Origin of the sequence: Mycolicibacterium austroafricanum, from assembly GCF_000612725.1 — a bacterium.
Classification (GTDB): domain Bacteria; phylum Actinomycetota; class Actinomycetes; order Mycobacteriales; family Mycobacteriaceae; genus Mycobacterium; species Mycobacterium austroafricanum.
Genome location: NZ_HG964457.1, coordinates 211,182 through 223,706 on the forward strand (window position 1 = coordinate 211,182; position 12,525 = coordinate 223,706).

Annotated in this window: 12 protein-coding genes; 6 read left to right on the forward strand and 6 right to left on the reverse strand. The window is 68.8% G+C overall.

The genetic code is table 11. The features are described from left to right. Positions 1-903, forward strand: coding sequence for an iron-dependent extradiol dioxygenase HsaC (gene hsaC, locus BN976_RS25970; RefSeq protein ID WP_011782447.1), 903 nt, complete (start codon positions 1-3; stop codon positions 901-903). Between the two features lie 11 nt (positions 904-914). Beyond that, complete coding sequence (hsaB, locus tag BN976_RS25975) at positions 915-1,481, forward strand: 3-hydroxy-9,10-secoandrosta-1,3,5(10)-triene-9,17-dione monooxygenase reductase subunit (RefSeq protein ID WP_011782446.1); 567 nt, start codon at positions 915-917, stop codon at positions 1,479-1,481. Here hsaB and BN976_RS25980 read toward each other — a convergent pair. After that, positions 1,478-1,957: a hypothetical protein gene (locus BN976_RS25980; RefSeq protein WP_199559013.1), complete on the reverse strand. Its 480-nt coding sequence runs from the start codon at positions 1,955-1,957 to the stop codon at positions 1,478-1,480. The two genes, hsaB and BN976_RS25980, sit on opposite strands and share 4 nt — an antisense overlap. Positions 1,958-2,041: 84 nt before the next feature. On the opposite strand from BN976_RS25980, the gene BN976_RS25985 reads away from it, so the two are divergent. Continuing rightward, the gene (locus BN976_RS25985; RefSeq protein ID WP_036375320.1) at positions 2,042-2,605 is read left to right on the forward strand and encodes a TetR/AcrR family transcriptional regulator; all 564 of its coding nucleotides are present in this window, start codon (positions 2,042-2,044) and stop codon (positions 2,603-2,605) included. A 13-nt stretch (positions 2,606-2,618) separates the two neighbouring features. Here BN976_RS25985 and BN976_RS25990 read toward each other — a convergent pair whose 3' ends face one another. After that, the gene (locus BN976_RS25990) at positions 2,619-3,386 is read right to left on the reverse strand and encodes an alpha/beta fold hydrolase (protein ID WP_036375322.1); all 768 of its coding nucleotides are present in this window, start codon (positions 3,384-3,386) and stop codon (positions 2,619-2,621) included. A 9-nt stretch (positions 3,387-3,395) separates the two neighbouring features. Beyond that, positions 3,396-4,346: a LysR family transcriptional regulator gene (locus BN976_RS25995; RefSeq protein WP_051558564.1), complete on the reverse strand. Its 951-nt coding sequence runs from the start codon at positions 4,344-4,346 to the stop codon at positions 3,396-3,398. A 69-nt stretch (positions 4,347-4,415) separates the two neighbouring features. Between BN976_RS25995 and BN976_RS26000 the strand changes: the two genes are divergently transcribed. From BN976_RS26000 to BN976_RS26010, 3 genes are read left to right on the forward strand one after another with little or no spacing between them, the layout of a single operon-like run. Further along, a complete protein-coding gene (locus BN976_RS26000; RefSeq protein ID WP_036375328.1) occupies positions 4,416-5,786 on the forward strand; it encodes an MFS transporter in 1,371 nt (456 codons plus the stop codon). Then, a complete protein-coding gene (locus BN976_RS26005; protein WP_011782440.1) occupies positions 5,783-6,541 on the forward strand; it encodes a 3-hydroxybutyrate dehydrogenase in 759 nt (252 codons plus the stop codon). Before BN976_RS26000 ends, BN976_RS26005 begins: the two co-directional genes overlap by 4 nt. After that, complete coding sequence (locus BN976_RS26010; protein WP_036375331.1) at positions 6,526-8,436, forward strand: acetoacetate--CoA ligase; 1,911 nt, start codon at positions 6,526-6,528, stop codon at positions 8,434-8,436. Before BN976_RS26005 ends, BN976_RS26010 begins: the two co-directional genes overlap by 16 nt. Positions 8,437-8,449: 13 nt before the next feature. Here BN976_RS26010 and BN976_RS26015 read toward each other — a convergent pair whose 3' ends face one another. From BN976_RS26015 to BN976_RS26025, 3 genes are all read right to left on the reverse strand, one after another. Then, a complete protein-coding gene (locus tag BN976_RS26015; protein WP_036375332.1) occupies positions 8,450-9,775 on the reverse strand; it encodes a 13E12 repeat family protein in 1,326 nt (441 codons plus the stop codon). A gap of 115 nt (positions 9,776-9,890) precedes the next feature. Then, positions 9,891-11,285 (reverse strand): xylulokinase, encoded by a 1,395-nt coding sequence (locus BN976_RS26020; RefSeq protein ID WP_036375334.1) that lies wholly within the window; start codon positions 11,283-11,285, stop codon positions 9,891-9,893. Position 11,286: 1 nt separating this feature from the next. Then, complete coding sequence (locus tag BN976_RS26025) at positions 11,287-12,501, reverse strand: ROK family transcriptional regulator (RefSeq protein WP_011782436.1); 1,215 nt, start codon at positions 12,499-12,501, stop codon at positions 11,287-11,289. Positions 12,502-12,525: the final 24 nt, after the last annotated feature.

The following is a 12,525-nucleotide window of genomic DNA, read 5'->3' on the forward strand; positions in this document are numbered from 1 at the left end:
GTGACGATCAAGTCCCTGGGCTACCTGCGCATCGAGAGCACCGACGTCGCGGCGTGGCGGGAGTACGGGCTGAAGGTGCTCGGCATGGTGGAGGGCTCCGGTAGTACCGAGGGTGCCCTCTACCTGCGCATGGACGAGTTCCCCGCCCGCCTGGTGATCGTGCCGGGCGAGCGCGACCGGCTGCTGGTGTCGGGCTGGGAAACCGCGAACGCTTCGCAGCTGCAGGACATCCGGAAGCGGCTGGAGGTCGAGGGCACTCCGTACAAGGAGGCCACCGCCACCCAGTTGGCCGAGCGCCGCGTCGACGAGATGATCATCTTCGACGACCCGTCGGGTAACACGCTCGAGGTGTTCCACGGCGTCGCGCTGGAGCACCGCCGAGTCGTCAGTCCGTACGGCCACAAGTTCGTCACCGAGGAGCAGGGGCTCGGCCACGTCGTGCTGACCACCCGCGACGACGCAGAGACGCTGCACTTCTACCGCGACGTCCTCGGCTTCTATCTGCGCGACTCGATGAAGCTGCCGCCGCAGTTGGTGGGCAGGCCCGCCGACGGAGCCCCGGCGTGGCTACGGTTCCTCGGGGTGAACCCGCGCCATCACAGCCTCGCCTTCATGCCGGGCGAGACCCCCAGTGGCATCGTGCATTTGATGGTCGAGGTGGAGAACTCCGACGACGTCGGCCTGTGCCTGGACCGCGCGCTGCGGCGCAAGGTCAAGATGTCGGCCACGTTGGGCCGCCACGTCAACGACAAGATGCTGTCGTTCTACATGAAGACCCCGGGCGGCTTCGACATCGAGTTCGGTTGCGAAGGACTCGAAGTCGACGACGAGAACTGGGTGGCGCGGGAGAGCACCGCGGTCTCGCTGTGGGGTCACGACTTCAGCGTGGGCTTCAAATCCTAGTGTCCTCCGCTGTGTCCAAGCCCCCGATCGATCCGCGCACGTTCCGGAATGTGCTGGGGCAGTTCTGCACCGGCATCACCGTGATCACCACGGTCCACGACGGCTCGCCGGTGGGCTTCGCCTGCCAGTCGTTCGCCGCGCTGTCCCTGGATCCGCCGCTGGTGCTGTTCTGCCCGACCAAGGCGTCACGGTCCTGGGCGGCCATCGAGGCCAGCGGGACGTTCTGCGTGAACATCCTGCACGAGAACCAGAAGGACGTCTCTGCCCGGTTCGGCTCCCGGGAGCCGGACAAGTTCGCCGGCATCGACTGGACGCCGTCGAAAACGGGCTCGCCCATCATCGACGGCACGCTGGCCCACATCGACTGCTCGGTACATTCGGTGCACGACGGTGGTGACCACTTCGTGGTGTTCGGAGCGGTGCACTCGCTGTCCGACGTTCCGAAGACGAAGCCGCGGCCGCTGTTGTTCTATCAGGGCCAGTACACCGGCATCGAGCCCGACAAGAACACCCCGGCCGACTGGCGCAACGACCTCGAGGCGTTCCTCACCGCTACCACCGACGACACCTGGCTCTAGCCGGTCCGCTCGGCGGCCCCCTCGACGAGGGACCGCACCATCGCCAGGTGTGCAGGCAGGACCTTCGCCCACACCATTCGGGCGACCGGGTTCCCCAACCGGACGAACGTTGCGAACGTGACACCGTCGTCGGACACCCGGGTCACGAGTTGACCCGTGAGGCCGGCTCGCGAATCACCGTGCAGCCGAACGTATTCAGCAGTGTTCGCGGTGATCGGCCAGCCCGCGATCGTGTCGTGTCGACCGTGGTGCAGCGTGATCCCCAGGGCGGACCATCCGGTGCGGAGCCGCATGCGCATCGTGACGGACGTGTGCTCGAGGATCTCGCGCGCCCACGCCTCGGGTGTGCGCACCCGCGGCCGGCCGATGCGCAGGAGGTGCACGTCGACGTGATCGACGCGGGGGAGGGTGCTGCACGCCAGGAGTGCGTCGTCGGCCTCGATGCGGTCGACGGTGCCGGGTCGGGAAATGTTCATCGGATACCGCCTCGATAGATACAGAACAGTACTGTATCTATCGTAGGGTGGGGGATCAAGGGCAGACGACGATCGGAAGCGAGAATGCCGCCACCAGTTCGGACCACACGCGACACATGGATCGAGGCCGGGCTGGCGCTGTTGGCCGCCGACGGGCCGGATGCCGTGCGGGTCGAGGTGCTGGCCCAGAGGCTCGGCGTGACCAGGGGCGGGTTCTACCGGCAGTTCGGCGGCCGACGCGAACTCATCGACGCGATGCTCGACACCTGGGAGCGGCGCAGCATCGACGAGGCGCAGGCGCGGGTGGAATCAGAGGGTGGTGACGCGCGGAGCAAGGTCCGCAGAGCCGGGATGTTGACGTTCTCCGCGGAGTTGCTGCCACTCGACCTCGCCGTGCGGGACTGGGCCCGGCGCGATGTGGAGGTGGCGGCACGGTTACGCCGGGTGGACAACCGCCGAATGGACTACCTGCGTGAACTCATCGCGACGATCTCCGACGATGCCGGCGACGTCGAGGCCAGGGCGATGCTCGCATTATCGTTGGTGATCGGGAACCACCTGATCGCGGCGGAGCATCCCGGACGGCCCCGCGACCGTGTGGTGCGCGATGCCGCCCGACTGCTGCTCGGTGAAATGACACCGATGTGATTCATCCACACTGTTAGTAACTCCTGTGGATGAAGTCGATGATCGCGGCGGCGACGTCGCGGTGCTGGACCTCGTTGAGGACGTCGTGCCGGGCGCCTGCGAACTCGACCAGCTGCAATGCCTCGATCTGCTCGGCGTAGGCGCGGACCGCTCCGATCGGCGCGATGGGGTCGTTGACGCCGTGGACGGCCAACGTCGGAACCGACAGTGACGGCAGGTCGGTGCCGAACCGGTCCCAGCCCCGGTCCAGTTCCCGGGTCAGCGCCGTGCTGTCGGAGGCGACGAATGCCAGCGGATCGTTCTCCAGGGAATCCACGTAGAACGGGTCGGCGGACAGCCATGCCGGATCGAGGTCGAACGAGGTGTCGGCGTCGAGCAGGTCCGGGATCGGGATCAGCGGGGCACCGGAGACGACCGCGGCCCGGTAGCGGGCGGCACCGTCGAGGAGCCGGAACAGGGTGACGATCGCGCCGAACGAATGTCCCTGAGCGATCAGCGGCAGGTCCGGGTGCTGCCGCGCGACGAGGTCGGTGAGCTGTTCGGCCAGCGCCGAGCTGTCCTCGATGGTGCCGAAGTCGCCGCGATCGCCGGGGGTCAGCCCGTGCCCGAACTGGTCGACAGCCCACAGGTCGATCCCGGCCGCGTTGAGCGCGAACCCGTACCGGTGGTAGAGCCCGGTGTGCTCACCGAAACCGTGCAGGAAGACCACGGCCGCCGCGGGTTCGGCCGCCGCCCAGTGTCGGTAGTAGGCGCGTCCGCGCTCGTGGCCGAGGAAGGGCATGGGTCGACGTTAGCCCGCTCCGAGCAGCACGTCGTGCTGCTCACGAACGCGGTCGCGGATCGCGTCGACGACCGCCGCCACCTCGGGGCGGCGCAGCGTCTCGGCGCGGGTGACGAGCCAGTAGGTGAGCCGGATCGAGACCGCCGCGGCCAACACCCGCTCCAGGTCGGGGTGGCGGTCGGCCATGAAGCAGGGCAGCAGCCCTATCCCCGCCGCCGCCCGGGTGGCCTCGACGTGGACGAACACGTTCGTCGACGTCACGGATTCCCGCATGGCAGGCGCGAAGCTGGTCGCCAGGTCGAGGTCGTCGACCTGCAACATCACGTCGATGAAGTACACGAGCGGAAACCGTTGCAGATCAGCGACACTCGTCGGGTGGCCGTGTTCGGCCAGGTAATCGCGGGACGCGTAGAGGCCGAGGCAGTAGTCGCCGAGCCGCAGTGCCTTCGCCCGGTGCACCTTCGGCTCACCCACCACCACCTCGATGTCCAGGCCCGAGCGCTGCTGGGTGGCGCGGCGCGTGGTGGCCACGATCTCGACCGCCACCTTGGGATGTCTGCGTTGCACCGCCGCGGCGGCCGGCGCGGCGATGTAGGCGGAGAACCCGTCGGTGGCCGAGATCCGCACCACGCCTTCCAGCGCGCGCTGCCCGGCGGCGTCGGTGGCCAGAGAACGCACCGCGGTCTCGACGGCCTCGGCAGCCGCGAGCGCCTCGCGCCCGAGATCGGTGAGCTCCCAGCCGCCCGCGACGCGGGCCAGCACGCGGCCGCCCATCGCGCGCTCCAGCGCAGCGATGCGGCGGCTGATCGTGGTGTGGTTGAGCCCGAGCTCGTCGGCCGCCGTGGTGTATCTGCCGGTGCGTCCGACCGCCAGCAGAACCAGGAGATCGTCGGCGCTGGGGCGCCGGACGGGCGAGGACATCTCTGCATTTTTGCAGATGCCTGGTGCAGTTTTGGCCATTGCCGCACGGGGTAGCTGCATGAATACTCACACAGGTCTGTGGTGGGCATCACAAAGGAGGGGTGTGCGATGAGCACGCAACACGACGCGCGGCCGGACGGGCCGCCCTCGATCACAACCGGCCTGAAGCGGGTCGTCGTCGCCTCGATGGCAGGCACGGTCGTCGAATGGTACGAGTTCTTCCTCTACGCGACCGCGGCGACGCTGGTCTTCAACAAGGTGTTCTTCGCCGAAGGCACCAGCGAGGCCGCCGGCCTGATCGCCGCGCTGCTGACCTATGCGGTCGGGTTCGTCGCGCGGCCGCTGGGCGGCGTGGTGTTCGGCCATTTCGGCGACAAGTACGGCCGCAAGAAGCTACTGCAATTCGCGATCCTGCTGGTCGGGGCGGTCACGTTCCTGATGGGATGCCTGCCCACCTACGCGCAGATCGGAGTGTGGGCACCGATCCTGCTCGTCGTCCTGCGGTTCATGCAGGGCTTCGCGGTCGGCGGCGAGTGGGGTGGAGCGGTTCTGCTCGTGGCGGAGCACAGCCCGAACAAGGAACGCGGGTTCTGGGCCAGCTGGCCGCAGGCGGCGGTGCCGGTCGGCAACATGCTCGCCACCGTCGTGCTTCTGGTGTTGACCGGGACCCTGTCGAACGACGCGTTCCTGTCCTGGGGCTGGCGGGTCGCCTTCTGGCTGTCGGCGGTGGTGGTGCTGGTCGGGTACTACATCCGCACCAAGGTGACCGACGCGCCGATCTTCGTCGCCGCCCAGGAGGAGGTCGAGCGGGTCAAGTCGGTGTCGTACGGCGTGGTCGAGGTCTTGAAGCGTTATCCCCGTGGCGTTTTCACCGCGATGGGCCTGCGTTTCGCGGAGAACATCATGTACTACCTCGTCGTCACGTTCTCGATCGTCTACCTCAAGACGCACGTCGGCGCCGACACCAGCGACATCCTGTGGTGGCTGCTGGCCGCGCACGCGGTGCACTTCCTGGTGGTCCCGCAGGTGGGGCGCCTCGCCGACCGGTTCGGGCGCCGACCGGTGTACATCGCCGGTGCGATCCTGGCGGCCACGTGGGGGTTCTTCGCGTTCCCGATGATGAACTCCGGCGACTATCTGCTGATCCTGGGCGCGGTCATCCTGGGCCTGATGATCCATGCGCTGATGTACGCGCCGCAGCCGGCGATCATGGCCGAGATGTTCCCCACCCGGATGCGGTATTCCGGTGTCTCCCTTGGCTATCAGGTGACCTCGATCGTCGCGGGATCGCTGGCGCCGGCCATCGCCACCTGGCTGCTCGACCGGTTCGGCACGTGGGTTCCGATCGCGCTCTATCTGGCCGGTGCCGCGGTGATCACGCTCGTCGCGGCCTGGTTCACCCGGGAGACCAACGGCATCGACCTGCATTCGCTCGATGTGGCCGACCGTGAACAGCTGGCCAAAGCGGGCATCGTATGAGTGAGCCTCCGGGTGGGCTTCGTGGTCGCACCGCGCTGGTGACCGGCGGGGCCGGCGGGATCGGTGCGGCGTGCGCGCGGGCCCTGGCGGAGCAGGGAGTGACGGTCACGGTCGCCGACATCGACGACGTCGGCGCCAAGTCGGTAGCGCAGGAGATCGGTGGAAAGGCCTGGGCGCTGGACCTTCTCGATGTGGAGGCGCTGGAAGGCCTGCAGCTGGAGACCGACATCCTGGTCAACAACGCCGGCGTGCAGAGCATCCACGAAATCGCCGAGTTCCCGCCGGAGAAGTTCCGCTCGATGATGAGGTTGATGGTGGAGGCGCCGTTCCTGTTGATCCGGGCGGCGGTGCCGCACATGTACCGCAACGAATTCGGTCGGGTCATCAACATCTCGTCGATCCATGGGCTGCGCGCCTCGCCGTACAAGGCGGCCTACGTCACCGCCAAGCACGCGTTGGAGGGATTGTCCAAGGTGACGGCACTCGAGGGCGGACCCCACGGCGTCACCAGCAACTGCATCAACCCCGGCTACGTCCGGACTCCGCTGGTGACCAGACAGATCGCCGATCAGGCCAGAACGCACAACATCGGTGAGGATCAGGTGCTGTCTGACATCCTTCTCAAGGAGAGCGCAGTGAAGCGTCTCGTGGAACCGGAGGAGGTTGGCGCATTGGCCGCTTGGCTGGCATCGCCCGTTGCGGGCATGGTCACGGGGGCGTCGTACACCATGGACGGTGGATGGAGCGCGCGGTGACGGTGACCACCATCGAGGCGCAATGGGTGCCCAGCGACCGTGACATCGCCGAGGCTCAGGTCACCCGGTTCGCCCGCTTCGCCGAGGAACGCACCGGAAGGACGTTCGCGGACTACCACGCGCTGTGGCAGTGGTCGGTCGACGACGTCGAGGCGTTCTGGGGTGCGCTGTGGGACTACTTCGACCTCGGCGAGCGCGCCGACGTCCTCGATGGTGCGGAAATGCCTGGTGCCCGGTGGTTTCCGGGCGCCACGCTGAACTATGTCGACCAGGTCGTCCGGCAGGCGCGCACCGACCGGCCGGCGATCATCCACGTCAGCGAGGACGGATCCGACCGCGAGGTGTCGTGGGCCGAACTGCTCGGACGGGCCGCGGCGTTCGCCGAGCGGCTGCGGGCCGCCGGGATCGGGCCCGGCGACCGGGTGGTCGGCTATCTGCCCAACATCCCGGAGGCGGTGATCGCGTTCCTGGCGACCGCCGCCGTCGGCGCCGTCTGGAGCGCCTGCGGGCAGGACTACTCGGCCAAGGCCGCACTCGACCGGCTCGGCCAGCTGGAGCCGAAAGCCCTGGTGGCCGCCGACGGCTACCTGTTCGGCGGAAAGTACCGCGACAAACGCGACGACGTCCGTGCCGTGGCGGCCGGCCTGCCGACACTGCAGGCGACGTTCTCGACCGACGACCTCGCCGAGTGCAGCGACAATGCACTGGACCCGGTGCGGGTGCCGTTCGAGCATCCGCTGTGGATCCTGTTCTCGTCAGGCACCACCGGCCTGCCCAAGGGCATCATGCACGGCCACGGCGGTGTGTTGCTCGAACACCTCAAGGCCGTGGCCCTGCAGTCGGACATCGGCCGCGACGACACGTTCTTCTGGTACACCAGCCCCAGCTGGATGATGTGGAACTTCCAGGTCGCCGGGCTTCTGGTGGGTGCGACGATCGTCTGTTACGAGGGCAGCCCCAACGCGCCGCAGCCGGACTCCTTGTGGGGCATCGCTGCGCGGATTCGTGCGACCGTGCTGGGCACCAGCCCCGGCTATGTGCTGGGTTGCATCAAGGCCGAGGCCGAACCCGGCCGCACACATGATCTTTCGGCGCTGCGGACCGTCGGGATCACCGGCTCATCGCTTCCGCCGTCGTCGTCGCTGTGGCTGCGTGACCATGTCGGTGTGCAGATCGCCTCGATCAGCGGGGGCACCGATGTGGTGTCGGCGTTCATCGGCGGTGTGCGAACCGTCCCGGTGTGGCCCGGCGAGCTGTCGGCCCCGTACCTCGGCGTCGCGCTCGACGCGTGGGACGAGTCCGGCAAACCGGTGCGCGGTGAGGTCGGCGAACTCGTGATCACCAAGCCGATGCCGTCGATGCCCGTGGGCTTCTGGAACGACCCGGACGGAAAGCGTTACCGCTCCGCCTATTTCGAGACGTTTCCCGGTGTGTGGCGGCACGGCGACTGGATCACCATCACCGACCACGGCAGCGTCATCGTGCACGGCCGCTCCGATTCGACGTTGAACCGCCACGGCATCCGGATGGGCAGTGCCGACATCTACCAGGCAGTCGAGAGCCTGCCCGAGGTCACCGAGGCGCTGGTGATCGGCGCCGAGCAACCCGACGGTGGCTACTGGATGCCGCTGTTCGTCGTGCTCGCCGACGGCGTCGAACTCACCGACGAGGTGCGGGGGCGCATCAACGACACCATCCGCAGCGAGGTGTCGCCGCGCCACGTGCCCGACGAGATCATTCGCGCGCCAGGAGTCCCACACACCCGCACCGGCAAGAAGCTCGAGGTGCCGATCAAAAAGCTGTTCCAGGGCGGAGATCCGGCGAAGGTAGTCGAGCGCAGCGCCGTCGACGACCCTGCACTGCTCGACTGGTACGTCAGGCGGCGTCGAAGTTGACGACGGCGGTTCCTCAGGCGGCGTCGAAGGTGACGAGGTCGATGCTGAGTCGGCCTTCGAGCAGGCTGAGTCTGCGTCGGACGGGTGGTCCGGGCAGGGGTGGTGCGGTGGAGCGGTAGACCGCGCCGGTGGGGGTTTCGAAGTCGGCGGTGTGTGCGCCGTCGACGTCGCTGGTGGTGACCGTCCAGCCGGGGGCTTCTTTGGCGTAGTTGCAGGCCTCGCACTCACCCAGGCCGTTGAGGGCGCTGGTCGGCCCGCCCTGGCGGTCGGGGGTGGCGTGGTCGTGGTGGCGGATCGGCGCGTCACAGTACGGGGTGCGGCAGGTGCGATCCCGACGCTGCAACAGCATGCCCAGCCCTTTCGGGAAGATCCGGGCCCGCGACTCCATCGCCACCAACTGCCCACTCGTTGGGTGCCGGTACAGCCGCCGCAGCGTGGCCTTGACCTCAGCCTCAGCCTCGGCGTCGGCGTCGGCGTCGGCGTCGGCGTCGGCGTCGGCGACCGCGTTCCCGATCAGCGCCCGGCAGAACCCGGCCGGGACCGGGCCGTAGCCGTCGAGCCAGCCCAGTTCGTCATCATCACCGGCCAGCGTGGTGTCGGCCATCACCAGGTTCAACGCCACCGGCACCGGCGTGTCCGCCGGCCGCCCGGTGACCCGTTCATAGACGGTGTCGGTCATCACCTGCCCGCGCGGGCGCCCGTCGAAGGTGGTGTCGGCGGCCCGTTTACAGGCGGCGTAGATCCCGACCCCGCGGGTCAGCGGCAACCGCAGCGTGACATAGACCATGTTGTTCGGCGCCGGCCGGCACGTCACCGCACAATCGGCGGCGGCCTTTTCAGAGCGCTCGACGACCGCGGCGGCGTCGAGGCGGGCCGCGATCGTCTTGGCCTCGGCCTCCACCCGTTTGTTGCCCCACCCCTCCATTTTGGTGACGTCCCCGCACAGTTCGGCGTCCAACGCCCGCCGGTGCTGCACCGACAGACAGGCCGATTCCCGCACGATCAGGGTGGCCCGCCACTCCGACAGCGCCCCACTCTCCAGCGCGGCCAGGGTGTGCGGCATCTCCTGCACCAGGGCCTTGGCGAATCCCAGGTGTCGGTTGCCCAGCACCGGGGCGTCGTGGCGGGCCAACGCCACCTCCGACGCCAACCCCTTGCCACGTCGGGCGGCAGGCACACCACGAGCCTGCTCGGCCGCATGCCGTTTGGCCGCCCACAGCGCGGTCGCGCGCGCTTGGGCGGCCGCGGCCTGAGATTTCAGCCGCTCGCACCGCTCCACCGCAGCCCGCAGCTCGGCCTGCGACGCCCCCACATCGATATCGAACAAACTTTCGAACATAAACCCGACGCTACACCGCGCCCCCGACAAAACGGCTACAGGTCCAACGCCTGGCGCCGACAAACCGGAGCCGCGGCCTCCGACAAAACTGGAGCCGCACCCCCCACAGAAACGGCTACCGCAACGTCAGGGATGCCGCGGCGCGGTACCGCTCGAGCACCTGCGGCGTCGCGTCGGCGTCGTAGCGCGCAGGCTCCCCGACCGACCATGGCGGCGGTGTGTCCTGACCCGAGAGCACCCAGGCCGCCTGGCGGGCCGCGCCCAGCGCGACGTACTCGGCAGGCGTCGGGACATACACGGTCGCGCCCAGCACGGCGGGCGCGATCCGCCGAACCGCTTCGGACCGTGAGGCGCCGCCCACGAGGATGATGCGTTCGGCGGCAACTCCCTGATCGCCGATCTTGTCGATGCAGAAGGCCATCGAGCTGAGCAGTCCCTCCACCGCTGCGCGGGCGATGTTGGCGGGGTGTAGGTTTCGCATCGTCATCCCGTGTAGCGCTCCGGCCGCCAGTGGCAGGTTGGGCGAACGTTCCCCCGCGAAGTACGGGACCAGGACCAGCCCGTCGGCGCCCGCGGGTGCCGACAACGCGAGCCGGTCGAACTCGTCGAAATCCACCTGCAGCATCTCCGCGACGGTGGCGAGCACCGGGGCGCCGTTGAGGGTGCACACCAACGGCAACTGGTGTCCGGTTGCGTCGGCGAAACCGGCGACGATGCCCTCCGGGTCGTGCGGTGCGGCCCGTCCCACGGCGCTCACCACCCCCGAGGTCCCCAGCGAGACCACGCAGTCGCCGGACGCGGCGCCCAATCCCAGTGCGGCAGCCGCGTTGTCGCCCGCCCCGGGTCCCAGCGCGGCGCCGTGCGGGGTGGCGCCCGCGGACTCCCGCGGACCGAGCACCCTGGGCGCCAAGGGAATCCGGCCCCGCAGGGCGAGTGCGAGCAGATCGTACTGGTAGCCGTCGGTTTCGGCCGAGTAGTAGCCGGTCCCGCTGGCATCGCTGCGGTCGGTGCACAGGTCGGCGATGTCCGTGGACCCGCTCAGGCGCCACGTCAGCCAGTCGTGGGGAAGGCACACCGCCGCGGTGGCATCGGCATGGACCGGCTCATGGTCGGCCAGCCAGCGCAGCTTCGCCGCGGTGACCGCCGCCACCGGTACCACGCCGATGCGCTCGGCCCAGGCCGCGGGGCCGCCCAACTCGTCGACGAGCTGCTCGGCGGCCTCCGCGGAGCGGGTGTCGTTCCACAGCAGGGCATCACGAACCACCTGCCCGGCAGAGTCGAGGCAGATCATGCCGTGCTGCTGCGCTCCGACCGAGACGGCGGCGACGTCGTCGAATCCGCCCACCGCTTCGATAGTGCGTTGCAGCGCTTCCCACCACCGGTCCGGGTGGATCTCGGTGCCGTCCGGGTGTGGTGACGACGCCGAACGCACCACCTGTCCGGTGGCGGAGTCGCAGACCACGACCTTGCACGACTGGGTAGACGAGTCGACTCCGGCCACGAGTGTCATGTCAGTACCTCCCGGGATCGGCCAGTACGGGTGCAAACGCCAGTTCGGCCGCACCGATGACCAGCGTGTCGGCGCCGAGGGTCGCAGGCACGACTCGCACCAGGGCGCGCGGCGCGGCCATGCAGCGGCGCGCCAGTTCGTCGCGCAACATCGGGGCGGCGAAGGTCGGGAACACCCGGAGGAAGCCGCCGAGCACGATGAGTCCCGGGTTGAGCATGTTGACTGCGTTGCCGAGCGCGATCGCCAGCGCGCGGGACTGCCGGGCGAGTACGTCGCGCTCGGTGCTGCTCGGGTGTCTTGTTGCCGCGCCGTCCAATTCGGACAGCAGGCTGGTCAAAGGAGCCTGGGTGACCTCGGTCTCCAGGCAGCCGACACTGCCGCAGTGGCACTGTTCGCCGCCGCCCACGAAGGTGTGTCCGAGCTCGCCGGCGTAGCCTGCGACACCCTCCAGGAGCCCGCCTGCGACCACGAACCCGGCGCCGATGCCGCTCGGGCCGCCGTTGACGTAGATCAGGTGCTCGGCGTTGTGATGGTTGCCGAACCGGTGTTCGGCGACCGCTCCGGCGTTGGCGTCGTTGCCGGCGAACACGGGTAACTCTGTCGCGGCACTGAGCATCTGACCGATCTCGACGTCATGCCAGTCCAGGTTCGGGGCCAGCTGTACCGCCGACTCCCGACCGTGCACCAGTCCCGGTACCGCGACGCCTACGGCGGTCACCGTCTGCCCGTCCCGCAGGGTGCGCTGGATGTCGCAGATCGCGTCGGCTGCGATGGTCACGGTGTCGGCCGGGGTCGGCACCCGAGCGGTGGGTCGGCGGATGACCTCACGCACCGTGCCGCCCATCGACACGAGTCCCACCGTGACCGCGTCGACCTCCGGGGTGACCGCCACGGCGAGCACGCGATCACCCGGGCGCACAATCGGACTCGGGCGTCCGACCTGCGACGCCGAGGGCGCGGGCGACTCGTCGACCAGGCCCCGGGCCACCAGCTCCTCGACGAGGTCCTTCGTGGTGGATCGCGACAGGCCGGTGTGGCGGGTCAACTCGGCTCGGCTGACCGCCCGGCGACGGTGCACCATCGTCAGCACGCTGGACAGATTGCGCCGCCGCACGTCGTCGGTGCTGGTGCCCACGCGTGGCGTCCGGTTGCCTTGCGTCGCCCTCACCAGCGCACCATTCCCCTCGATTTCGGCCTTGACAGTGTCGCAGGCCACATCTTATGTTCGCACAGAGAACAA

Excerpts from the sequence above, each read along its gene's own strand:
- BN976_RS25985 (WP_036375320.1), top strand. The coding sequence starts at position 2,042 with ATGCCGCCACCAGTTCGGACCACACGCGACACATGGATCGAGGCCGGG.
- BN976_RS25995 (WP_051558564.1), bottom strand. The coding sequence starts at position 4,346 with ATGGCCAAAACTGCACCAGGCATCTGCAAAAATGCAGAGATGTCCTCG.
- BN976_RS26020 (WP_036375334.1), bottom strand. The coding sequence starts at position 11,285 with ATGACACTCGTGGCCGGAGTCGACTCGTCTACCCAGTCGTGCAAGGTC.
- BN976_RS26010 (WP_036375331.1), top strand. The coding sequence starts at position 6,526 with ATGGAGCGCGCGGTGACGGTGACCACCATCGAGGCGCAATGGGTGCCC.
- BN976_RS26015 (WP_036375332.1), bottom strand. The coding sequence starts at position 9,775 with ATGTTCGAAAGTTTGTTCGATATCGATGTGGGGGCGTCGCAGGCCGAG.
- BN976_RS25990 (WP_036375322.1), bottom strand. The coding sequence starts at position 3,386 with ATGCCCTTCCTCGGCCACGAGCGCGGACGCGCCTACTACCGACACTGG.
- BN976_RS25980 (WP_199559013.1), bottom strand. The coding sequence starts at position 1,957 with ATGAACATTTCCCGACCCGGCACCGTCGACCGCATCGAGGCCGACGAC.
- BN976_RS26005 (WP_011782440.1), top strand. The coding sequence starts at position 5,783 with ATGAGTGAGCCTCCGGGTGGGCTTCGTGGTCGCACCGCGCTGGTGACC.
- BN976_RS26000 (WP_036375328.1), top strand. The coding sequence starts at position 4,416 with ATGAGCACGCAACACGACGCGCGGCCGGACGGGCCGCCCTCGATCACA.